Annotated in this window: 21 protein-coding genes; 9 read left to right on the top strand and 12 right to left on the bottom strand. The window is 71.2% G+C overall.

Annotated elements, in window-relative coordinates:
• Positions 1-125 precede the first annotated feature (125 nt).
• Both Drose_RS23315 and Drose_RS23310 read right to left on the bottom strand, forming a co-directional pair.
• Positions 126-584, bottom strand: a complete 459-nt coding sequence (locus Drose_RS23315; RefSeq protein ID WP_260723431.1) for a DUF4440 domain-containing protein — start codon at positions 582-584, stop codon at positions 126-128.
• A 200-nt stretch (positions 585-784) separates the two neighbouring features.
• Positions 785-1063, bottom strand: coding sequence for a GlsB/YeaQ/YmgE family stress response membrane protein (locus Drose_RS23310; protein WP_260723430.1), 279 nt, complete (start codon positions 1061-1063; stop codon positions 785-787).
• Between the two features lie 411 nt (positions 1064-1474).
• Here Drose_RS23310 and Drose_RS23305 point away from each other — a divergent pair, with 411 nt between their 5' ends.
• Positions 1475-2251: an ATP-binding protein gene (locus tag Drose_RS23305; protein ID WP_260723429.1), complete on the top strand. Its 777-nt coding sequence runs from the start codon at positions 1475-1477 to the stop codon at positions 2249-2251.
• Between the two features lie 5 nt (positions 2252-2256).
• On the opposite strand, the gene Drose_RS23300 is transcribed toward Drose_RS23305, so the two are convergent.
• Complete coding sequence (locus tag Drose_RS23300; protein ID WP_260723428.1) at positions 2257-3054, bottom strand: endonuclease/exonuclease/phosphatase family protein; 798 nt, start codon at positions 3052-3054, stop codon at positions 2257-2259.
• A gap of 226 nt (positions 3055-3280) precedes the next feature.
• On the opposite strand from Drose_RS23300, the gene gdhA reads away from it, so the two are divergent.
• Positions 3281-4627: an NADP-specific glutamate dehydrogenase gene (gdhA, locus tag Drose_RS23295; protein ID WP_449245876.1), complete on the top strand. Its 1347-nt coding sequence runs from the start codon at positions 3281-3283 to the stop codon at positions 4625-4627.
• A 51-nt stretch (positions 4628-4678) separates the two neighbouring features.
• Here gdhA and ku read toward each other — a convergent pair whose 3' ends face one another.
• Both ku and Drose_RS23285 read right to left on the bottom strand, forming a co-directional pair.
• A complete protein-coding gene (gene ku, locus Drose_RS23290; RefSeq protein ID WP_260723427.1) occupies positions 4679-5506 on the bottom strand; it encodes a non-homologous end joining protein Ku in 828 nt (275 codons plus the stop codon).
• Positions 5507-5695: 189 nt separating this feature from the next.
• Complete coding sequence (locus tag Drose_RS23285; protein ID WP_260723426.1) at positions 5696-6544, bottom strand: RICIN domain-containing protein; 849 nt, start codon at positions 6542-6544, stop codon at positions 5696-5698.
• Between the two features lie 152 nt (positions 6545-6696).
• On the opposite strand from Drose_RS23285, the gene Drose_RS23280 reads away from it, so the two are divergent.
• The gene (locus tag Drose_RS23280) at positions 6697-8157 is read left to right on the top strand and encodes a hypothetical protein (RefSeq protein ID WP_260723425.1); all 1461 of its coding nucleotides are present in this window, start codon (positions 6697-6699) and stop codon (positions 8155-8157) included.
• 40 nt (positions 8158-8197) lie between these two features.
• Positions 8198-8983, top strand: a complete 786-nt coding sequence (locus Drose_RS23275) for an META domain-containing protein (RefSeq protein ID WP_260723424.1) — start codon at positions 8198-8200, stop codon at positions 8981-8983.
• 32 nt (positions 8984-9015) lie between these two features.
• On the opposite strand, the gene Drose_RS23270 is transcribed toward Drose_RS23275, so the two are convergent.
• The gene (locus Drose_RS23270) at positions 9016-9447 is read right to left on the bottom strand and encodes a DUF6582 domain-containing protein (protein WP_260723423.1); all 432 of its coding nucleotides are present in this window, start codon (positions 9445-9447) and stop codon (positions 9016-9018) included.
• Positions 9448-9699: 252 nt separating this feature from the next.
• On the opposite strand from Drose_RS23270, the gene Drose_RS23265 reads away from it, so the two are divergent.
• The 3 genes from Drose_RS23265 to Drose_RS23255 are packed head-to-tail and all read left to right on the top strand — an operon-like array spanning position 9700 to position 12551.
• On the top strand, positions 9700-10500 hold the full coding sequence (locus Drose_RS23265) for a class II aldolase/adducin family protein (protein WP_260723422.1): 801 nt from the start codon (positions 9700-9702) through the stop codon (positions 10498-10500).
• A gap of 13 nt (positions 10501-10513) precedes the next feature.
• Entirely contained in the window at positions 10514-11764 is a 1251-nt protein-coding gene (locus Drose_RS23260; RefSeq protein WP_260723421.1) for an amidohydrolase family protein, read from the top strand.
• A 10-nt stretch (positions 11765-11774) separates the two neighbouring features.
• The gene (locus Drose_RS23255) at positions 11775-12551 is read left to right on the top strand and encodes a FadR/GntR family transcriptional regulator (protein WP_260723420.1); all 777 of its coding nucleotides are present in this window, start codon (positions 11775-11777) and stop codon (positions 12549-12551) included.
• Between the two features lie 180 nt (positions 12552-12731).
• Here Drose_RS23255 and Drose_RS23250 read toward each other — a convergent pair whose 3' ends face one another.
• Both Drose_RS23250 and Drose_RS23245 read right to left on the bottom strand, forming a co-directional pair.
• Positions 12732-13397 (bottom strand): response regulator, encoded by a 666-nt coding sequence (locus tag Drose_RS23250; protein WP_260723419.1) that lies wholly within the window; start codon positions 13395-13397, stop codon positions 12732-12734.
• Positions 13394-14194, bottom strand: coding sequence for a sensor histidine kinase (locus Drose_RS23245; protein WP_260723418.1), 801 nt, complete (start codon positions 14192-14194; stop codon positions 13394-13396). The genes Drose_RS23250 and Drose_RS23245 overlap by 4 nt, the downstream gene beginning before the upstream one ends.
• Between Drose_RS23245 and Drose_RS23240 the strand changes: the two genes are divergently transcribed.
• On the top strand, positions 14163-14540 hold the full coding sequence (locus Drose_RS23240; RefSeq protein ID WP_260723417.1) for a hypothetical protein: 378 nt from the start codon (positions 14163-14165) through the stop codon (positions 14538-14540). The genes Drose_RS23245 and Drose_RS23240 overlap by 32 nt on opposite strands.
• A gap of 87 nt (positions 14541-14627) precedes the next feature.
• On the opposite strand, the gene Drose_RS23235 is transcribed toward Drose_RS23240, so the two are convergent.
• From Drose_RS23235 to mmsA, 3 genes are all read right to left on the bottom strand, one after another.
• A complete protein-coding gene (locus Drose_RS23235) occupies positions 14628-15737 on the bottom strand; it encodes a substrate-binding domain-containing protein (protein WP_260723416.1) in 1110 nt (369 codons plus the stop codon).
• Positions 15738-15804: 67 nt separating this feature from the next.
• Entirely contained in the window at positions 15805-17106 is a 1302-nt protein-coding gene (mmsB, locus tag Drose_RS23230) for a multiple monosaccharide ABC transporter permease (RefSeq protein WP_260723415.1), read from the bottom strand.
• Positions 17103-18650, bottom strand: a complete 1548-nt coding sequence (gene mmsA, locus Drose_RS23225) for a multiple monosaccharide ABC transporter ATP-binding protein (RefSeq protein WP_260723414.1) — start codon at positions 18648-18650, stop codon at positions 17103-17105. The genes mmsB and mmsA overlap by 4 nt, the downstream gene beginning before the upstream one ends.
• A 242-nt stretch (positions 18651-18892) precedes the next feature.
• Here mmsA and Drose_RS23220 point away from each other — a divergent pair, with 242 nt between their 5' ends.
• Positions 18893-20134, top strand: a complete 1242-nt coding sequence (locus tag Drose_RS23220) for an ROK family transcriptional regulator (RefSeq protein WP_260723413.1) — start codon at positions 18893-18895, stop codon at positions 20132-20134.
• A 177-nt stretch (positions 20135-20311) separates the two neighbouring features.
• Here Drose_RS23220 and Drose_RS23215 read toward each other — a convergent pair whose 3' ends face one another.
• A complete protein-coding gene (locus Drose_RS23215; protein ID WP_260729788.1) occupies positions 20312-20968 on the bottom strand; it encodes a class I SAM-dependent methyltransferase in 657 nt (218 codons plus the stop codon).
• Between the last annotated feature and the right edge of the window lie 84 nt (positions 20969-21052).

Raw genomic sequence — 21052 nt, 5'->3', positions numbered from 1 at the left:
GCCCGGGCGGCGTGGCGGGGGGGATCGCGGCGGAACGCGTGCCGGTCGGCACGCTTCGGCGGCGTCATCTCCGAGCCACGCTCGGTTCGACCTCGCGTGTGACGCGCCACGCGCCTCGGTCCTCGTCAGGCGCCGAGCTGGTCGCGCAGCATGTCGCCCCAGCCGGCCTGGACCATGCTCTTGAAGCGCCACCTGCCGCCGGTCCTGGCCATGACGTCGACGTAGCGCATGTGCCGCACCTGGTCGCCGAGGGTCGTCGTGGTGTCGGTGACGACCACGGCCAGGTCGGGGCCGAGGAACACCGGCTGCCGGCGGTTGTCCAGCTTCGGCGCGGCCGGGTCGCCGTCGCCGACCGCCATGCCCATCGCCTGGACGAACGTCGCACGGTCCCATTCCTGGGTGACGCACTCGCCGGCCGAGTCGTTCGTCATCACCACGAGCGGGAACAGCGCCATGTCGGCCATCTCCGCCACGCGACCGTGCTCGACGTGGGCGTCGTATTCGGCGTACCACGCCAGGAGGTGTCGTACCTCGTCCTCGCTGGGCGTGAATCCGGTGGCCGTGTATGGACTCTGCTCGGTCACGGGTCTCCTTCGAGTGCCAACGTTATTCTCTACGCTGTAGAGTATAACAGCGCGGCGCGGCGCGTCGGATCGGCCGGAGTGGTCACGGCGATCAACGACTGACGGGTCCGGCATTCGGCGCTGCCGGTGCGCAGGGGAGCGGGGAGCGTGATGCCCGACCGTGCCGCGCCACGCCCCCGGTCGAGGATGTGGTCGTTCCGCTACGGTATGTGATGTCGACGGCGGCCGTACAGGCCGGCGACGATCCACACGCCCACAGCCGCGAGAACGACCTGGATGAGCAGTTCGAGCCAGTCCACGCCGGGCGTGTTGGCCACCCCCACCGCGCGGGCGATGGCGGTGCCGATCAGTGCCGCGATGATGCCGATGGCGATCGTCAGCCAGATCGGGATGGCCTGTTTGCCGGGGACGACGAGCCGCCCGAGCGCGCCGATGATCACGCCGACGATGATCGCGGAGATGATGCCACTGATGGTCATCTGACGCCTCCAACCTGGGGAAGCCGCTGTGTGCGTAGCTGCCCGTTCCGGCCGTCCGCAAACGGGCCGGGATCAGCTCGTACCGCTCAGCATCTTGCGTGCCGCGCACTGGCCGGGGTCGCCGGTCACGTAGAGCCCGGGATGCCGACCGCGCCGCCGGCCCGGGTGACGTCCATGAGGAGGTTCAGCACCGTGGCCGGCTGCTCGGTGGCGGCCACGGTGCGTCCTGGACGCGGTGATCGGCTGGCTGAGCGCCCGGTCGGCGCCGGAGCCGCGGCGATAGGCCCCGGGACCTGTCGATGTCCGTCGAACGGGTGATGCGTTCCGGGCGAGAAGTGCATAGGCTGTTCGGCGGGTTCCGAGCCGTGGCCGGGGATGCGCGTCCTCGGCGGTTGGGGCAGGCTGGTTGTGGTGAAGACTTCGCACCTCGCGTTCAACGGTGAGGTGGACGACGCACTCATCGCTGTCGGGCTGCACGGGCGATGGAACCGCGCGCTCCGCCTGGATCTGGCCGCCGGCCTGCGGAAATGTTTCGCCGAACAGCCGCGTGCGGTGCTGGTCGACCTCGCCGACCTGGACGACCCCGCCGCGCAGTGCGTGCCCACCCTCCTGGCCGGATACCACGCCGCGGCCGCCGCCGACCCTCCGGTGCCACTGCTGGTGTGCGCGCCCGGAGCGGTCGTGCGGGAGCGGCTCGTCGCCACCGGTGTGGACCGGTCCATCGGCGTCCACGACACCGCCGACGCCGCCCGGGCGGCCGTCCGTGCCGGTGTGCCGATGCCGACGGTCCGCCGGATCGAGCTGCCCGGCGACGACATGTCGGCGGCCCTCGCCCGAGACGTGACCGGTCAGGTGTGCGTCGAGTGGAGCCTCGCCCACCTGCTGCACCCGGCACGGCTGATCATCTCCGAGTTGGTGACCAACGCCATCGAGCACGCCGGCGGACCGTTCACGGTGCGCCTCTCGCTCCGCGGGCGGCTGCTGCACCTCGCCGTCCAGGACCGCAACCCGGCGCTGCCGTTCATGATCGATCCCGCCGGCCATGCCCCCGACGCCCGCCGGCCGCTCGACGAGCGCGGCTTCGGCCTGCGTATCGTCGCGGCGGAGGCCACCGCCTGGGGAGCGATGCCCTGCCGCTTCGGCAAGACGGTGTGGGCGACGCTGCGGGCCTTGCCGCTGTCCGCCTGACCCGGCTACCGCCCGCCGGCGGGCAGGACCAGGTCGGCCGCGATGCCGAAGTGGTCGGAGACGTACGATCGCCGGCCGTCGGCCAGCGGTACCTCGTCCTGGAACACCAGCCGTGCCCGGCCGTCCAGTTCGCGGCCGGGTGCCGGCCGTACGAGCACGTGGTCGAGCGCGGGCGGCGCGGGGAACCGCGGCGTCGGCCGGTACGTCGGGCCGGTGTCGCCGGCCATGAGGTCGCGCAACCCGGCCGCCGTGACGAACTCGGCGAGCACCGGGGAGTCGCGTGGCACGTTGAAGTCGCCGGTGGCGACCGCCGGCAGCGCGGGATCGACACCGCCGAGCACGCCGGCGAGATGCCGCAGTTCGGCCCGTTCGATCCGGGTGTACCGGTTGCCCGGTGACCAGTCGTCGTCGCGGTTGGCCGACAGGTGCGTGTTCACCACGGCCAGCTCGCCGCCCGGGGTGCGGACCACCGCGACCTGCGCCCCCTTGCGCATGAGCAGCTCCGTCCGGACGGGTGGCAGCATCGGGTACCGCACGAACCGGGACCTCGTGACCGGCCACCGCGACAGGATCACCAGACCGCCCTCCAGCAGGACGGCGCCGCTGGAGATCCGGTGCGGCAGCGCCGGGACGAGCCGCTGGAGCAGGCGGGCGTTCCGGCGGTACATGACCTCCTGCAGGCAGACGATGTCGTGGCCGCCCCGCTCGAGGAGCTCGGCCAGGGCACGCAGGCGCGGCCGGACGTCGCCCCTGAAGAGCGCGTTGAGCGTCAGCAGCCGGACGACGGTCCCGTCACCAGTCATCCGCACATTCAACATCGCCTCGGCAACGCGGAGGCGGCACGTGGCCGTCGGCCGTCGTCGTGCGCACGAGCCGGCCGAGGGCGGTGGGGATCACCTCGGCCACCGGGGAGTGCAACAATACAATCTTTCCATGCGGCAATAACCTGTCGTGCGGCGCGACTCCCACAACGGCGTGGGCTCGATCGGCCACGCAGCTCTGCCCGAACGTGCATATCGGGAGGCGTCCGTGTCAACACGGCACAAACTCGAAAAGATCTTCCACGCGGTGATGCGGCGAAACCCCGGTGAGCTGGAGTTCCACCAGGCGGTTCGCGAAGTGCTCGACAGCGTCGCGCCGGCGTTGGACAAGCACCCCGAGTTCGCCGAGGCGAAGATCATCGAACGGATCTGCGAGCCGGAGCGGCAGATCATCTTCCGGGTGCCGTGGGAGGACGACCACGGCGTGGTCCACATCAACCGCGGGTTCCGGGTCGAGTTCAACTCCGCGCTCGGGCCGTACAAGGGCGGGCTGCGGTTCCACCCGTCGGTCTACCTCGGCATCGTCAAGTTCCTCGGCTTCGAGCAGTTGTTCAAGAACGCCCTGACCGGCATGCCGATCGGCGGGGGCAAGGGCGGGTCGGACTTCGACCCGAAGGGCCGCTCCGACCGCGAGGTCATGCGGTTCTGCCAGTCGTTCATGACCGAGCTGTACCGTCACATCGGCGAATACACCGACGTCCCCGCCGGCGACATCGGCGTCGGGGGCCGGGAGATCGGCTACCTGTTCGGGCAGTACAAGCGCATCACCAATCGGTACGAATCGGGTGTGCTGACCGGCAAGGGCCTGAGCTACGGCGGTGCCCAGGTGCGCCGTGAGGCCACCGGCTACGGTGCGGTGTTCTTCGCCGAGGAGATGCTGCGCACCGCCGGCGACAGCATCGACGGCAAGCGCGTCGTCGTCTCCGGATCGGGCAACGTGGCCATCTACGCGATCGAGAAGGTGCACCAGCTCGGCGGTACCGTCGTGGCCTGCTCGGACTCGTCGGGCTACGTCCACGACGAGAAGGGCGTCGACCTGGAGGTGCTCAAGCTCGTCAAGGAGTCCCGGCGGCAGCGCATCGGCCAGTACGTCGAGCACCGGCCGCACGCCAGCTTCACGCCCGGCGGCAACCTGTGGCGCGACGTGCCGTGTGCGGTGGCCATCCCGAGCGCCACCCAGAACGAGATCGACGCCGCGGACGCGACGGCACTGATCGCCGGCGGCTGTACGACCGTGGTCGAGGGCGCCAACATGCCCACCACACCGGAGGCGGTGCGGCTGTTCGCCGAGGCCGGCGTGCGCTTCGCCCCGGGCAAGGCCGCCAACGCGGGCGGGGTGGCCGCCAGCGCGCTCGAGATGCAGCAGAACGCCAGCCGTGACTCGTGGACGTTCGAGTACTCCGAGCAGCGGCTCCAGGCCATCATGCGGGAGATCCACGCCCGCTGCCACGCCACCGCCGAGGAGTACGGCATGCCGGGCAACTACGTGGCCGGCGCCAACATCGACGGGTTCCGCCGGGTCGCGGACGCGATGCTCGCCCAGGGCCTGATCTGACGGCACCACGCGGGGGCGACTGCCCACGGTGCCCGGCACGCTCGCCGGCCGTCACCGATCGGAGCCGCGCTGCCGGGACCGGGTCCGCTCGCCGCGGCGCCTGCGGGCGGACTCGACGCTCTGGCGCAGGACCTCCATCAGGTCGGTGAGGTGGGTGACCGCCGGTGGCTCCTCGGCGGGGACGATCTCCTCGCCGGCGACCTTCGCGTCGATGAGCTGGTGGATCCGGTCGGTGAAGCTGTCGTGGTACTCGGCCGGATCCCATTCGCCGGTCATCGAGTCGACGAGCTGCCGGGCCATCCGCAGCTCCTCGCGCCGCCTCGGGACGTGCCCGGGGAACCGGTCGAGGACGGCACGCGGGTCGCGGACCTCGTCGGCGAAGTACATCGTCTCCAGCACCAGCACCTCGTCGTGCGGGCGGATCGCGGCGAGGTACTCCCTGCCCCGCATCACCAGCGTGGCGATCGCCGCCCGGTTGGCGTCGGCCATCGCGTCGCGGAGCAGCGCGTAGGTCTTGACCGTGTCGTCGCTGCCGGGCTCCAGGTAGTACGCCTTCTGGTAGGAGATGGGGTCGATCTCGTCGAGGTCGACGAACCGGTGGATGTCGAGGCTGCGGGAGCGCCCGGGGGCGATCTGCTCCAGCTCCTCGGGGTCGACCATGACGTACTGCCCGCCGCCCACGTCGGCACCCTTGACGATGTCGGCGAAGGCGACCTCCTTGCCGGTCCGCTCGTTGCAGCGGCGGTAGCGGATCCGGTCGCTGGTGCCCTGCTCGAACTGGTGGAAGGACACCTCGTGCTCCCGCGTCGCCGGCACCAGCGCCACCGGCACCGATACCAGCCCGAAGGAGATCACCCCGGTCCAGATCGGTCGTGCCATCACCCGTCACCTCCCGCGCCGCGCTGACCCCGAACCGGCACGCCGGGCCGCCCGCACCCGGCGCCGGCGTCCGGTCCCGTTCCGCGACGACGAGGGCCGCTGCCTCGTCCGCACCATGCGGTCCCGGTTCCCGCCGGGGACGCGGGCAAACCCGCGGACCTCGCCCGTCGCGGCGGTGGCCCCGTGCCGCTACGGCAGCGTCCAGTGCTGCGCCTCGGACAGGTCGCAGGTCGTCAGCCGCGGCGGACGGCGGCGGTCCGGGGCGCTGAGGCACTGGGTCGAGGCCGCGCTGCGCAGGACGCCGCCGGGGCCCGGCTGCCAGCGCTGCGGCGGCCGGCCGTCGCAGTCGGCCAGCGCCGTGCCGGTGCGCGTCCACTCCAGGCAGCGGCCGAGTGTACGGACCGCGCCGTCCCCGGTGATCGTCCAGACCTGGCCGGGGCTCGTGTCGCAGGCCGACAGCCGCATCCGGCCGCCGTCGAGGCACAGGCCGGCGGACCCGGTGATCCGGCCGGTACGGGTGGCCGGGCGCAGCACCGCCGTCACCGGCCCGCCCTCGATCGGGAGGGCGTCCTGGGCGGGGGCGGCACCCGTCCCCGGGGCCGCGGGGACGGGTGCCGCAGCCGTCCGTAGCTGGGCGACCTGCGGGGCCGCCAGCTCCGATTCGGCGCCCTTGCGCACCGGCGCGGCGGCCGGGTCGGCGGCGCTGAGGACGAGCGCGGTGGTGCTCAGAGCGAGGACCAGCGCGGTCGAGCCGACGGCGAGGGTCCGCCGCGTGCTGTGGCCGGGCGGCAGCGCGTACCGGACCGGGGGTGGCTCGACGGCCGGACGGGTGCGGGTGAACGGGGCGACGCGGAGGTCCTCGGGGGTTCGCGCGTGCCGGCCGTGGTACTCCGGCCGGCTCGTGTGCGTGGTCGTGCTGTCCCAGTGGGCTCCGGTCGAGCGGTGGGCCGCCAGCAGCCGGACGTAGGGGCGGACGAGCGACGGCTCGGTGTCCGGGAGGTCGATCGCCAGGGGATCGGTCAGGTCGGTGGTCGTCATTCGCCGGTCACCCGCGGCAGCGTCAGCAGCATGTCGCCGACCGTAGTTGTCATCGGCGCGTACCGATTCGCATGCGGAGGGTGAACCGGCGGAATCACCCGCGCCCTCACCCTCCGGGTGGCCGGGGCGTTCCGATGGCAGACTGGGACACCATGTCGACAGCACAGCCCACCGGTGTGGTCGTGCCCGAGGTGGACGGCAGGACGAGCACCTCGGCGCTGGGGCGCGGGGTGGTCGCCGACGCGCTGCGGGCCGTGGATCCGGTCGGTGCCCGCGGCGCCGAGTCCTCGACCGACTGGCGCCACGACTATCTCCAGCACTTCCGGCGGCTCGTCGAGGCGGGTCTGCCGTCCCGCGACGCGGCGCTGACCATCGCCCGCGACGGGCTCGCGTCGCTGCACACCAGGATGCGCTTCCGGCCGGAGCCCGGCGCGGCGGAGGAGCCGCTCGACGCCGCGTTCAAGGGCGGCGCGCCGCTGTCGACCGCCACCGTCGCCGGCTCGGGGAAGGTGCGGCGCGAACTGGTCGTGCCGTACCGCGGGCGGCGCCTGCGCGGCCCGGAGCTGGACCGCCAGCTCGACACCTGGGTCGCCGGCGGCGTCATCGAGCGCTCCTGCGCCGACGCGGTGCGGACCGTCGCCGCGAACCCCGACTGGCTGGCGCTGCCCGGCCGCCGCGTGGCCGTCCTCGGCGCGGGCGCGGAGATGGGGCCGGTGACGGCGCTGCTGAGCTGGGGCGCCGACGTCGTCGCCGTCGACCTGCCCCGGCCGGCGATCTGGCAACGCCTGATCGGGACCGCCGAGCGGTACGGCGGGCGCCTCCACGTGCCGGTCGCCGCGGACGCCGGCGGCGACCTCGACCAGCGCGCCGGCGCCGACCTGCTCCACGACCTCGGCCGGATCGCCGAGTGGCTCGCCGGTCTCGACGGCGACCTCGTCCTGGGCAACTACGTCTACGCCGACGGCGCCCTCAACGTGCGGGTCGCGACGGCCGTCGACGCCCTCACCGTGTGGCTGCGCGAGCGCCGGCCGGACCTCGCGCTCGCGTTCCTGGCGACCCCGACGGACGTGTTCGCGGTCCCCGCCGACGCCGTCGACGAGGCCGGCCGCCGCTACCGCGAGGCCGCCGGGATCGGCCGGATCCGCAGGCCGCTGCGGGTGCTCAGCGCCGGCCGGCTGCTGCACCGCAACTACCCGCCCGGCATCTACCCGGGCGTCAACGACAGCCTCGTGCCGCAGCAGGGCCCCAACTACGCCCTCGCCAAGCGGCTCCAGCGCTGGCGGGCGGCGGAGGCCCGGGCCGCCGGCGTGCCGGTGTCGCTGACCGTGGCACCGGCCACCCGGACGCGCAGCGTGGTCAGGAACCGGCTCCTCGCCGCCGCGTTCGCCGGCGCGCACCGCTTCGGTATCGAGGTCTTCGAGCCGGCGACGAGCAACACGCTGATGGCCGCGCTGCTCGTCCACGACCTGCACGCCGGGCGCCCCGAGCACGAGCATCCGTGGCAGGACGAGGCGTACGCCGCGGCGCACGGCGGGCTGTGGCGCCAGCCGTACTCGGCGCGCAGCGCGCTCGGCATCGCCGTGCTGCTCGGCATCGGCGCCGCTCGTGGGTGATCGGCGGGAACCGGCCGGCCGGATGGACCGTCGAACGGGCATGACTCGGCTGGTTTTCCTCCCGTTGCTCCTGGTGCTGGCGGTCGTACCGGCGGGCTGCGCGCGCGACGGCGCGAGCGCACCCGCCGAGGGCAGGCCGTGGGGGCGCACGTTCCTGTCCACATCGGTGACCGAGCAGGGGCAGCCCCGGCCGCTCGTCGGCAGCACCCGGATCGAGCTGCGCTTCGACCCCAAGGGGCGGCTTGTCGTGCGGGCCGGGTGCAACCACATCGCCGGCGGCGCGCGGCTCGACGGCGACAAGCTGGTGGTCGAGGAGCTGTCGATGACGGAGATGGGATGCGACCCGCCGCGCCACGAGCAGGACCGCTGGGTGACCGCCTTCCTGGGCGGGCGTCCGGCCTGGCGGCTGGACGGGACCGAGCTGGTGCTCGAGGGCGGCGGCACCCGGATCGTGCTCACGGACCGCGAGGTGGCCGACCCCGACCGGCCGCTGGCCGGCCCGCGCTGGGCCGTCGACACGCTGATCACCGGAGAGGTCGCCGGTTCCGTCCCGGCGGGCCTGCTGGCCTATCTCTCCTTCGACGCCGACGGCACGGTGACCGGCTTCGGCGGGTGCAACGACCTCGGCGGACGGTACTCGGTGAGCGGCGGCGGGATCACCTTCACCGACCTGGTCACGACCCGGAAGGCCTGCCCGGGCGAGCCGAGCGCGGTCGAGAGCGCGATGACGGCGGTGCTGCGCGGGACGGTCACGTTCACGATCGAGGCCGGGCACCTGACGCTCACCCACCCCGACGGCAAGGGCCTGCGGCTCACCGCGACGTGACGAGGTCCGAACCGCGGCGGGCCCGGACCTCCTCAGCTCAGGGCGCGCTGCAGTTCGGACTTCGTCATGCCGGAGCGGCCCTTGATGTTGCGGCGCTTGGCCTCCGCGTAGAGTTCGTCGCGGGACCGCTCGCCGCGGCGGTTCGCGCCCCGCTCGCCCTTGGTCGGCGTGCGCGGCTTGTCGGACGACTTCGTCGTCGCCGAGGGCTTGCCGAGATCCTGCCAGCGGTCGGCGGACATCTCGATGCCGTGTTTGGCGGCGGCCCGCTTGATCCTCCGGAACGCTTCCCGCCGCTCCTCGTCGCTGACGTCCCGCACCTGATCGAACCGGGCGATGGCGTTGCGGACGTGGGAGGCGTCGTTGAGGGGTTCCTTGCGCACGCGCGGAAACGCGTAGGCACTGTCGGACAGCTCGTCGCGTTCACCGGCGTCGAGCTGGTTCGAGGTCTGCTTCCGAGTAGCCATACGATGGTCGTACCCGTTCGCGGACCATCCATGCAGCACCGATGTCCGGGTCCGGCCGCCGGCAGCGCCTCGCGCCGGAATTATCGGCCTCGTCCGGGTTGGCGGAGGGTTGTCGGGCTCAATGTCGCGATCAAGCGCAAGAACGCTGCCCGCCCGGCCGCGAACCGGCGCGGAGGCAACCAAGCGATTGCTTGATTTTGCTGCCGCGGCTTCGTAATCTTCTAAAACATTAAGTCTCCACGGAGGTGAGCCGTGAGCGCCACCGCAGCACCTGGCACCACCGTCGAACAGCGGGTCAAGCAAGGGGGCGCCGCCGTCTGGTCGCCCCGCGTCACCCCGCCGATCGGCGTCGACCTCGACGACCGGCAGGCGCTCGCCTGTGCGTTCCGCATCCTGGCGCACGGCGGGTTCAGCGAGAACATCGCCGGCCACATCACGATGCTCAAGGACGACACCGGCGACATGTGGATCAACCCGTGGGGCCTGTGGTGGGACGAGGTCAGCGCCTCGGACCTGTGCGTCGTCGACCGGGACGGCGCCGTTGTCGAGGGCCGCTGGGACGTCACCCCGGCGTTCCACATCCACACCGAGCTGCACCGCGTCCGGCCGGACGCCCGGGTCGTCGTGCACAACCATCCCTACTACGTCACCGTGCTGGCAGCCGTCGGCGTGCTGCCCGAGATCGTGCACCAGACCGGGTCCATGTTCGACGGTGACCTGGCGTTCGTGCACGAGTACACCGGTGAGGTCGACGACGCGGAGCTCGGCGCCGACCTCGCCCGCCGCATCGGCGACAAGTCCGTGGTCATCCTGGCCAGCCACGGCATCATCGTCACCGCTCCGACGATCCAGGAGGCGACGTACCGCTCCGCGAGCATCGACCGGGCCTGCCGCCTCGCCTACGACGTCATGCTGCTCGGCCGCGATCCCCTGGCCATCGCGCCGGGGCTGCGGCACGGCATGAAGCGGTCGCTGCTGGAACGGGGCTCCGACGTGTTCTGGTCCGGCGCGGTGCGCGCTCTGCTGCGCCGCGAACCCGATGTGCTCGACTGAGGGAGACACCCCCATGGCATCGATCGACGAGCTACTGAAGAATACCGCGTTCACCACCGCCGACCGGACGAAGGTGACGTTCCTGCCGGACCCGCCCCGCCAGGAACGCAAGTACACCTTCATCTCCGTGGACGACCACATCGTCGAGCCGACCGACGCGTTCGAGGGGCGGATGCCGGCGAAGTACGCCGAACAGACGCCGCGGGTCGTCGAGAAGGACGGCAGCCACGTCTGGATCTACGACGGCAAGGAGTTCCCGAACGTCGGCTTCAACGCCGTGGTCGGGCGGCCGGTCGATGAGTACAGCATGGAGCCGAGCCGCTTCGACGACATGCGCCGCGGCTCGTGGGACATCCACGAGCGCATCAAGGACATGGACCTCAGCGGCGTCTACGCCTCGCTGTGCTTCCCGTCGTTCCTGCCGGGCTTCGCCGGCCAGCGCCTGCAACTGTCCACACAGGACCCCGAGCTGGCCCTGGCCGCCACGCGCGCCTGGAACGACTGGAACATCGAGGCGTGGTCCGGCGCCTACCCCGACCGGATGATCCCCTGTCAGCTTCCGTACTTCCTGGACCCGGAGGTCGGCGCCGCGGAGATCTACCGCAACGCCGAGCGCGGCTTCAAGGCGGTCACCTTCACCGAGGCGCCGCACCTGCTCGGCCTGCCGTCGCTGCACACCGGGCACTGGGACCCGATCATGCGCGCCTGCGCGGAGACCGGCACGGTCGTCAACCTGCACATCGGGTCGTCCGGCACGTCGCCGTCGACCGCCGAGGACGCCCCGCCGGACGTGGTCGGCGTGCTGTTCTTCGGCTATTCGATGTTCTCCGCGGTGGACTGGCTCTACTCGCGGATCCCGGTGCGGTTCCCGGACCTCAAGATCGTGCTGTCCGAGGGTGGCATCGGCTGGGTGCCGGGCCTGGTCGACCGGCTCAACCACATGCTGAGCTACCACGAGATGTACGGCACCTGGAAGGGCATCGAACTGACGCCGGCCGAGGTGCTGCTGCGCAACTTCTACTTCTGCGCGGTGGAGGACCCGTCGTCGTTCGCCCTGCGCGACGTCATCGGCGTCGACCACATCTTCCTCGAGCAGGACTACCCGCACTGCGACTCGACCTGGCCGTACACCCAGAAGGTCATCGACAAGGAGATCGGCGGCCTGCCGGAGGCGGACGTGCGCAAGATGACGTGGGAGAACGCCTCACGGGTGTATCGGCATCCGGTCCCGGCCGCCGTTCGGGAGAACCCGGACGCCTACTAGGCTCGGGAGCGTGGAGCCCCGGGTGCGAGTCCATCGGCTCGCGGAGCAGGTGGCCGACCACATCCGCGGCCGGATCATCCGCGGCGACTTCCAGGACGGCGACCCGCTGCCGAAGTCCGAGGAGCTGATCCGCAGCTATCCGGTGAGCATGCCGACGTTCCGCGAGGCGATGCGGATCCTCGAGGCGGAGGGGCTGATCACGGTCCGCCGGGGACGGTTGGGCGGTGCCGTCGTGCACCGGCCGTCCCCGGCGAACCTCGCCTACAACCTCGGCCTGGTCCTCGCCGCGCAGCGCAGCGGGATCGGCGACGTGGCCGTCGCGCTGCGCCAGGTCGAGCCCGCCTGCGCCGCGCTGTGCGCCGCCCGCCGCGACCGGCGGCGCACGGTGGTGCCGCGCCTGCGGGAGCTGCACCAGGAGTATCTCGACCGCATCGACGACCTGGTCGGGGTCGTCGCGGTGTCCCGGCGCTTTCACGAGGCGCTGGTGGGCCTGTGCGGCAACGAGCCGCTCATCGTGCTCGCCGGTGCGCTGGAAGCGCTGTGGTCCAGCCACGAGCAGGATTGGGCGTCGCGGATCCGGGAGACCACGGGGGTGCCGTTGCGACGGCGGCGGGAGGCCGGTGCGGTGCACGGCCGGATCCTGGCGCTGATCGAGGCGGGTGAGGCCGAGGCCGTGCACCGCCTCGTCGCGGAGCACCTGGCCGCCGCGCAACGCAACCCGACGCCCGCCGGCCCCGATGCCGCGATCGATCTGGCGCTGGTCCGGAACGCTGTTCGCGACGTCTGATTTATTGGTATGCGACCCTCCCGCCCTCGTTGCGCGTTGATCTTGCAGTTGTGGTGCCTGACAAACCGGGCATCCAGGGAGCGTCCCGGCACCACAACTGCAAGATCAACGCGTGAAAGGGTGGGGCGCCGGTGCCGGTTCGCTCAGCGTTGGGCAGGTCGACATCGCCGGGGCGTTCGGTCAGGCGGACACGAGGGCGGCCTCGTAGGCGATGATGACCAGGTGCACCCGGTCACGGGCGCCGAGCTTGGTCAGCAGCCGCGCGACGTGGGCCTTCACCGTGGCGACCGTGATGTGCAGGTCGGCGGCGATCTCGCTGTTCGACCTGCCCCGGCCGATCAGCGTGAGCACCTCACGCTCCCGGTCGGTGACGGCGGGCAGCCGCCGGGCCTGCTTCGGCGCCGTGGCCGGCTCCGCCAGGAAATGCTCGATGAGGAGCCGGGTGACTCGCGGCGCGATGAGCGCCTCGCTCTCGGCGACGATCCGGATCGCGGCGAGGATGTCGTCGAGCGCCATGTCCTTGACGACGAAGCCGCTCGCCCCGGCGCGCAGCGCGCCGTAGACGTACTCGTCGTCGTCGAACGTCGTCAGCACGAGGACCCGCGGCGAGTCCGGCCGGCCGGTGATCCGGCGGGTCGCCTCGATGCCGTCCATGCCGGGCATCCGGATGTCCATCACGACGACGTCGGGCCGGGCCTCGCCGGCCAGCCGCACCGCCTCCTCGCCGGAGCCGGCCTCACCGGCGACGGCGAGGTCGTCGGCCTCGGCGATGAGCACCCGCAGGGCGCTGCGGATCAGCGGCTGGTCGTCGACGAGCAGGACCCGGACAACCTCGGCGCCCGTCACGGCGCACCCGCCGGGAGCGGGATCCGCGCCGCCACCCGAAACCCGCCGTCGGGCCGCGGCCCGGCGGCGAAGTCACCGCCGAGCAGGCTCACCCGCTCCCGCATGCCCGGGATGCCGTAGCCGCGGCCGGTCGGCGCGCCGCCCCGGCCGCTGTCGAGGATCTCGATGACCAGCGCGCCGGAGTGCCGCTCGACGACGACCTCGCACCGGTCGGTGCCCGCGTGCCGCGCCACGTTCGTGACGGCCTCCTGGATGACGCGGTACGCCGAGAGGTCGACGTCCGGCGGCAACGCCCCCACGCCGCCGCCGTCGCGTACTTCCACCCGCAGACCCGCGTCGCGGGAGCGCTCCGCCAGCCGGTCGAGGTCGGCGAGCCCCGGCGCCGGGTCGAGCGGCGCCGGGCCAGCCGCCGGCTCGGCGCGGCGGAGCGTGCCGAGCATCCTGCGCAGCGCGGTGAGGGTCTCCCGGCCGGTGTCCTCGATGACGGCGAGCGCCTGGCGCGCCTCCTCCGGGCGGCTGTCGATGACCCGGCGCCCCATGCCCGCCTGCATCGCGATGACGCCCATGCTGTGCGCGATCATGTCGTGCAGCTCCCGTGCGATCCGCAGCCGCTCCGCCTGTACCGCCGCGTGCGCCGTCTCGGCCTGCCGGGCCTCGGCGAACCGACGGCGCTGCCGGACCGAGTTGCCGACGAACCAGGCGGCGACCATGGCGAGGACGTACTGCAGCGCCCATACCTGCGGATCCGCCGCTCCGATCTGCAACGTGGCGACGCCGGCGATCTGGAGGACCAGCACGGCGGTCGCGGTGCTGCGCCGACCCGTCGTGTGGGCGCCGGTCGCGGTGGCCAACCTGGCGGCGATGACGCTGTTCCTGTGGCACCAGACGGCGCTGCTGCTCGTCACGTTCGCCGGGCTGCTCGCCGGCCGCCCGGCGGGGCTGCTGGACGAGCCCGACGGGGCCTGGCCGCTCGCCCGGCTGCTGTGGCTGCCCGTTTTCGCGCTCGTGCTGGCCGTCCTGGCCGCGGCGTTCCACCGCTTCGAGGCGCCGTGGTCGGCTCGGCCCGGGACGTGGCGCCGTGGAGGTGCACAGAGCGCGGCAACGCCCCCGGGTTCTGGCGGCGAACCGCCTCCTGCGGGCTGACCGGCACGACGTGGTCCCTTCGTCGCCGGAACGATCGTGGGTCCCCGGAGCGTTCCGGGGACCCACGGGTTCGTCGTTCCGGAGGCGTTACTTGGTGAGCGGGCCCAGCTTCGGGTCGTCGGCGTAGGCCTGGGCGGCGTTCGCCTTCGTCACGATGACCGGGGCCAGCAGGTACGCCGGGACGACCTTGACACCGTTGTTGTACGACTTGGTGTCGTTGATCGTCGGGTCGTTGCCGGCCTGTAGCGCCTTCACCATGGTGATGGTCTCGGTCACCAGCTTGCGGGTGTCCTTGTTGATGGTGGAGTACTGCTCGCCCGCCATGATCGACTTGACCGACTCGACCTCGGAGTCCTGACCGGTCACGACCGGGACCGGCTTGCCGGCGCCCTTGACCGAGGTGATGATGGCGCGGGCCAGGGTGTCGTTCGGCGAGAGCACGCCGTCGAGGGTCTTGCCGCTGCTGTAGGTCGAGGTCATCAGCGAGTCCATGCGGGACTGCGCGTTCTCGGCCTTCCAGCCCTGGGTCGCGGTCTGCTTGACGTCGGTCTGGCCGGAGCCGACGACGACCTCACCCTTGTCGATGAGCGGCTTGAGGACGGCCATCGCGCCGTTGAAGAACACGCCCGAGTTGTTGTCGTCCGGTGAACCGGAGAACAGCTCGATGGTCCACGGGCCGGTCGCCTTCTTCGCCTTCATGCCGTCCAGCAGGGCCTGGCCCTGGAGCTGGCCGACCTTGAAGTTGTCGAACGCGACGTAGTAGTCGAGGTCCCCGGTGCCCGTGATGAGCCGGTCGTAGGCGATGACGACGGCGCCGGCCTCCTTGGCCTGCTTGACCTGGGTGCCCAGTTGCGCGGCGTCGGTCGCGCCGATGACGATGACCTTCGCGCCCTTGGTGATCATGGCGGTGATCTGCGACTGCTGGTCGGCGACCGTGGTCGAGGCGCCGGCGTACTGCACGTCGGACTTGAAGCCCGCGTCCTTGAGGCCGTTGGTGAACAGGTCACCGGCGAGCACCCAGTTCTCGGAGGTCTTCGACGGCAGCGCGACACCGATGAGGGCGTCCTTCGCGAAGCCCTTGGCGGCCCCGGACGGATTGCTCGAGGTGTCGCCCTTGCGCTCGGACGAGCCGCAGGCGCTCAGGGCCAGCAGCGCGGCGGTGCCGACCGCCAGGGTGCTGGTGAGGAACTTGCGCATGGTGGGGTTCACCCTTTCTCGGAACGTTGCGGAATCTGGGGTGTGCCGGTTGCCGGCGGCGGCTCGGTCAGCCGGCCGCCGGAGTCTTCTCTTTCTCGCGGCTCGCCTCGGCGAGGGCGACCGGGTCCGCGGAGGTCTCCCGCCGGAACGGCCGCATGATCGATCCGATGACCGAGAAACGTCCCTGACTCTTGTTGTAGACGTCGAGCGCGACGGCGCCGAGCAGGAACAGACCCTTGATGATCTGCACCATGTCGGAGCCGGTGCCCAGCAGTTGCAGGCCGTTGTTGAGCACGGCCATGACCAGACCGCCGACGATGGAGCCGCTGATGGTGCCGAGGCCGCCGGAGACGGCCGCGCCACCGACGAAGACGGCCGCGATGGCGTCGAGCTCCCAGCTCAGGCCGTCCTGCGGCCCGGAGGCGCCGGATCGCGCCACGAAGATCATGCCGGCCAGTGCGGCGAGGATCGACATGTTCATCATGACGAAGAAGTTGACCCGCTGCAGCTTGACGCCGGACAGTTCGGCGGCGCGGGAGTTGCCGCCGACGGCGTAGATGTGCCGGCCGCCCGCGGTGTTGCGGGTGTAGAACGAGTACCCGATGACGAGGACGGCCAGGATGATGCCGGAGACCGGGAAGCTGGTGCCCACCCGGCCGCCGGCGAAGCGCAGCGTGGCGAAGACGACCACGCCCAGCAGCACGGCGATCCGCAGCAGCGTGATCCACATCGGCGCGGGCTCGGCGCCCTCCATCTGCAGCCGGACCTGCCGGGCGCGCAGCTCCCGCCAGATCACGGCCAGGCAGGCGAGCAGGCCGAGCAGCAACGTCAGGTTGTTGTAGCCGGTGTCCGGGCCGACCTCGGGCAGGTAGCCCGCGCCGATCGTCTTGAAGCCCTCGGGCACCTGCACCGTCTCGGCGTTGCCGATGTACTGGTTGCCGCCGCGGAACAGCAGCATGCCGGCGAGGGTGACGATGAACGCCGGCACGCCGATGTAGGCCACCCAGAAGCCCTGCCACGCGCCGATGAGCCCGCCGACCACGAGGCCGAGCAGGATACCGACCGGCCACGGCAGGTCGTGCTCGGCGATCGCCTTGGCCACCACGATGCCGGTGAACGCGGCGACCGAACCGACGGACAGGTCGATGTGACCCGCGACGATGACCATCAGCATGCCGATGGACAGGATCGAGATGTAGGCGTACTGCTGGGTCAGCGCGATCAGGTTGCCGGAGTTCAGCGTCAGCCCGTCGGTCAGGATCTGGAACAGCACGATGATCGCGACCAGGGTGAAGATCATCCCGAACTGGCGGGCGTTGGAGGTCGTGCCCCCGAAGAGGTGCTTCTGGAGGTCCTTGATTCGGCTCATGGCGTCGGCATCTTCTTCGTCGAGGTCATCTGCTTCATGAGGGTTTCGGGATCGGCGTCACGCCGGGCGATCTCGCCGGTGATGGTGCCTTCGAACACGGTGTAGATCCGGTCGCACAGACCGATCAGCTCGGGCAGCTCGGACGAGATGACGATGACGCCCTTGCCCTCGTCGGCCAGCCGCTGGATGATGCCGTAGATCTCGAACTTGGCACCCACATCGATGCCGCGGGTCGGCTCGTCGAGGATGAGCAGGTCCGGGTCGGTGAACATCCACTTCGCCAGGACGACCTTCTGCTGGTTGCCGCCCGAGAGCTTGGTGACGCCCTCGTCGACGGTCGGGGTCTTGATCCGCAGGCTCTTGCGATAGTGCTCGGCCTCGCGGTATTGGAGGGCCTCGTCCAGGACGCCGCGCTTGGTGATCTTCGACAGCTTGGCCGACACGACCGAGGTCTTGATGTCGTCGAGCAGGTTGAGGCCGATCGCCTTGCGGTCCTCGCTGACGTAGGCCAGGCCGTGGTCGATGGCGTCGGCCACGGACTTGAGTTCGACCCCCTTGCCGTCCTTGTAGACCTGGCCGCCGAGGTGGACGCCGTAGGACCGGCCGAACAGGCTCATCGCCAGCTCGGTGCGGCCGGCGCCCATCAGTCCGGCGAAGCCGACGATCTCGCCCCGCCGGACGGTGAAGCTGGAGTTCTTGCACACGAGGCGCTCGGTGGAGATCGGGTGCCGCACCGTCCAGTCGCGCACCTCGAAGAAGACCTCGCCGATCCTGGGCGCGTGGTCCGGGAACCGGCTGTTGAGGTCCCGGCCCACCATGCCGCGCACGATGCGGTCCTCGTCGGCGCCCTCGGCCTGGACGTCGATGGTCTCGATCGTCCGGCCGTCGCGCAGGATCGTGATGGAGTCGGCGATCGCCTCGATCTCGTTGAGCTTGTGCGAGATCATGATCGAGGTGATGCCGCGCTGCTTGAACTCGCACAACAGGTCGAGCAGGTGCCGGGAGTCGGCCTCGTTGAGGGCGGCGGTGGGCTCGTCCAGGATCAGCAGTTGGACGTCCTTGGCGAACGCCTTCGCGATCTCGACGAGCTGCTGCTTGCCGACGCCGATGTCCTTGATGAGCGTGTCCGGGTCCTCCTTGAGGCCCACCAGCGCCATGAGCTCCAGCGCCTTGCTGTTGGCGGCCTTCCAGTCGATCCGGCCGAAGCGGCGCGGCTCGTTGCCCATGAAGATGTTCTCGGTGATGGACATGCCCGGCACCAGGGCGAGCTCCTGGTGGATGATCACGATGCCGGCGTGCTCGCTGGACCGGATGTCCGAGAACCTGCTCTCGGAACCCTGGTAGACGATGGACCCGCTGTAGGAGCCGAACGGGTACACGCCGCTGAGCACCTTCATGAGGGTCGACTTGCCGGCCCCGTTCTCACCGCAGATCGCGTGGATCTCACCGGCGCGGACCACCAGGTTGACATCCGAGATCGCCTTGACGCCGGGGAACTCCTTGGTGATCGATCGCATCTCCAGCAATGGTGGAGCGCTGCCCATGTTGCCTCCAAGGTTGCCAGCAGAACTTGTTGCGACAGCCAACGTGGTTGCGTCTCGCTGGGTTGCAAGCTCTGAGCGTTGGGCCTTCGGGAACGATCTGGCAATGACCGAGCGACGTGAGAGCGCTTCCTCGCGTCGTTGCGATCAGCATCAATGTGCCAGAACTGTAAATCCAATTTCTTTACTAAGTCAATGTGCTGGGTCATCATGTGGATAACAAAACGTCACGGAGGCGGGACCGAGTGCGGCAGGCAGGAACGAATCTCCCCAAAGTCGGGCAGTACAACCGGGCGGTCGTCCTGGATCAGATCCAGCTCGCCGACGGGATCAGCCGCGTGGAGATCGCCGAGCTCACCGGTCTCACGCCGCAGACCGTGTCGGGCATCGTCCGCCGCCTGATCGACGAGGGCATCGTCCGGGAGGACGGGGCGGCGGTGTCCAGCGTCGGCAAGCCGCGCACCCTGCTGCGGGTCAACGCCGACGCGGGCCGGGCGGTCGGCCTGCACTTCGATCCGATCCAGCTCGCCTGCGTCGTGGTCGACCTGTTCGGCCGGCCGCTGGTCATCGCGCAGCGGCCGACCCCGCCCGACGCCGACCCGGCGCGGATCACCGCCGCCATGGCCGAGCTCGTCGACGAGGTCCTTGCGTCGGCGGGTGTGACCCGCGACCGGGTGCTGGGGCTCGGGCTCGCCGCTCCCGGCCCGATCGACCAGGCGCAGGGCATGCTCGTGGCGCCGCCTCAGCTCCACAATTGGGCCAGGGTCCCGCTCAAGCAGATGCTCGCCGAGGCGACCGGCCTGCCGGTGACGCTGGACAACGACGCGACGGCCGCCGCGATCGGGGAGCGGTGGGCGGGTGCCGGCCGGGGCGTGGCGAACTTCGCGTACTTCTTCCTCGGCACCGGCGTCGGCGGTGGGCTCGTCCTCGGGCACCAGGTCCACCGCGGCGGGTCGATGAACGCCGCCGAGTTCGGGCACACGTCGGTGCAGCCGGCGGGGCCGCCGTGCTACTGCGGCAACCCGGGGTGCCTGGAGAGCCTGATCAGCCCGGCCGCCACCGTGGCGGAGGTCCGGCGCAGGCTCGCCGCCGGCGACGGCGCGGGGTCCGAGCTGGGCAGGCTGTTCCGCGACAACCCGGCCGCGGTCGACCACGGCGTGATCCGGCTCGCCGCCGCCTCCGACGACCGGCTCGCCGCCGAGGTGATCGACACCGCGGCCGAGCGGCTCGCCACGGTCGTGGTCAACGTGGTGAACATCGTCGACGTGGACCTGGTCGTCCTGGGCGGGCACAGCATCCGGCACGTCGAGGCCCGGTTTCAGCGTGTGGTCGAGCGGGCCCTGGCCACGCGGCCCCTGGCCCGCGGCATCCGCACCGTCCCGGTCGCGCTGTCCCCGCTGGGCCCGGACGCGGCCGTCGTGGGCAGCGCCGCGCTCGTGCTGCACGCCACCTACTCACCGCGGGTGTCGGAGCTGCTGTCGCTCTGACCCGAGTCGCCGCCGAAGCGTTTGTGGCCGCCCCTCGGGCGCCGCCCCGCCCCGCTCCGGCCGGCCCGGATGCCGGTCAGCTCGGGCGAACTGGTGGCGAACGGCGAAACATCCGCCGTCGATCGCCGCCGGCGCCGCCGTGAACGTGGCGATCGCCGCAACCTGAGCACATCAGGATCAGTTGACCGGGCGGCGTGCGATCGCGATGACGGACTGGCCGAACGGCGGTCGCACGACCCGCTCCATCAGCCGGGTCACCGGGGCGACGGTCGAGTCGTAGAACTTGACCATCGGCCCGGGGCCCGGCAGTTGCCTGAGCAGGCAGGTGGAGACGTAGTAGCCGATTAGGCCGAGCGAGTTGGCGTAGTGCAACTTCTCGATCTCCAGCCCGGCGCGGGTCAGCGCGACGCGCATCGTCTTGCGCGTGTACCGCCGGACGTGCCCGGTGGCGACGTCGGCCGGACCCATCGCGAACGGGAACGCCGGCACGACGACGACCACATGGCCACCCGGCCGCACGAGCGATCGCATCGTGCGCAGCGCGCCGATGTCGTCCTCGATGTGCTCCAGCACGTTGTACGAGACCGCGGCGCTGTGGCCGCCCGCCTCGTCGCTGGGCAGCATCAGCTCGCGGACCGTGACCCCGGGGTTGGCGGAGAACCGCTCCTTGAGCGCGAGCAACCGGCCCGGATCGGCCTCGGTCAGCGTCATGCGCGGAGCGTGCTCCAGCCACTCCGCCGCGTAGTCTCCCAGCCCGGCGCTGACCTCGATCGGGTCGTCGCCCAGGTAGGGCGTCGCGAACGCCACGAACCACCGCCGGTGGTTCTTCGCCATGGCGAGACCCTCGAGGACCTCGGACTGGACGTGCTGGTCGCCGAGGATCCCGGTGGGCGGACTGCGGTCGTCCGTGTTCGGCAC

The sequence above is a fragment of the Dactylosporangium roseum genome, assembly GCF_025264685.1.
Taxonomy (GTDB): Bacteria; Actinomycetota; Actinomycetes; order Mycobacteriales; family Micromonosporaceae; genus Dactylosporangium; species Dactylosporangium roseum.
The sequence above is the reverse complement of the archived record's forward strand: the minus strand, read 5'-3'. Positions and strand labels throughout refer to the sequence as shown.

What these genes read in the sequence shown, in the direction of transcription:
- Drose_RS23275 (WP_260723424.1), top strand. Translation starts at nt 8,198, where the DNA reads ATGACTCGGCTGGTTTTCCTCCCGTTGCTCCTGGTGCTGGCGGTCGTA.
- Drose_RS23310 (WP_260723430.1), bottom strand. Translation starts at nt 1,063, where the DNA reads ATGACCATCAGTGGCATCATCTCCGCGATCATCGTCGGCGTGATCATC.
- Drose_RS23235 (WP_260723416.1), bottom strand. Translation starts at nt 15,737, where the DNA reads ATGCGCAAGTTCCTCACCAGCACCCTGGCGGTCGGCACCGCCGCGCTG.
- Drose_RS23270 (WP_260723423.1), bottom strand. Translation starts at nt 9,447, where the DNA reads ATGGCTACTCGGAAGCAGACCTCGAACCAGCTCGACGCCGGTGAACGC.
- mmsA (WP_260723414.1), bottom strand. Translation starts at nt 18,650, where the DNA reads ATGGGCAGCGCTCCACCATTGCTGGAGATGCGATCGATCACCAAGGAG.
- Drose_RS23285 (WP_260723426.1), bottom strand. Translation starts at nt 6,544, where the DNA reads ATGACGACCACCGACCTGACCGATCCCCTGGCGATCGACCTCCCGGAC.
- Drose_RS23260 (WP_260723421.1), top strand. Translation starts at nt 10,514, where the DNA reads ATGGCATCGATCGACGAGCTACTGAAGAATACCGCGTTCACCACCGCC.
- Drose_RS23300 (WP_260723428.1), bottom strand. Translation starts at nt 3,054, where the DNA reads ATGACTGGTGACGGGACCGTCGTCCGGCTGCTGACGCTCAACGCGCTC.
- ku (WP_260723427.1), bottom strand. Translation starts at nt 5,506, where the DNA reads ATGGCACGACCGATCTGGACCGGGGTGATCTCCTTCGGGCTGGTATCG.
- Drose_RS23280 (WP_260723425.1), top strand. Translation starts at nt 6,697, where the DNA reads ATGTCGACAGCACAGCCCACCGGTGTGGTCGTGCCCGAGGTGGACGGC.
- Drose_RS23215 (WP_260729788.1), bottom strand. Translation starts at nt 20,968, where the DNA reads ATGGCGAAGAACCACCGGCGGTGGTTCGTGGCGTTCGCGACGCCCTAC.
- mmsB (WP_260723415.1), bottom strand. Translation starts at nt 17,106, where the DNA reads ATGAGCCGAATCAAGGACCTCCAGAAGCACCTCTTCGGGGGCACGACC.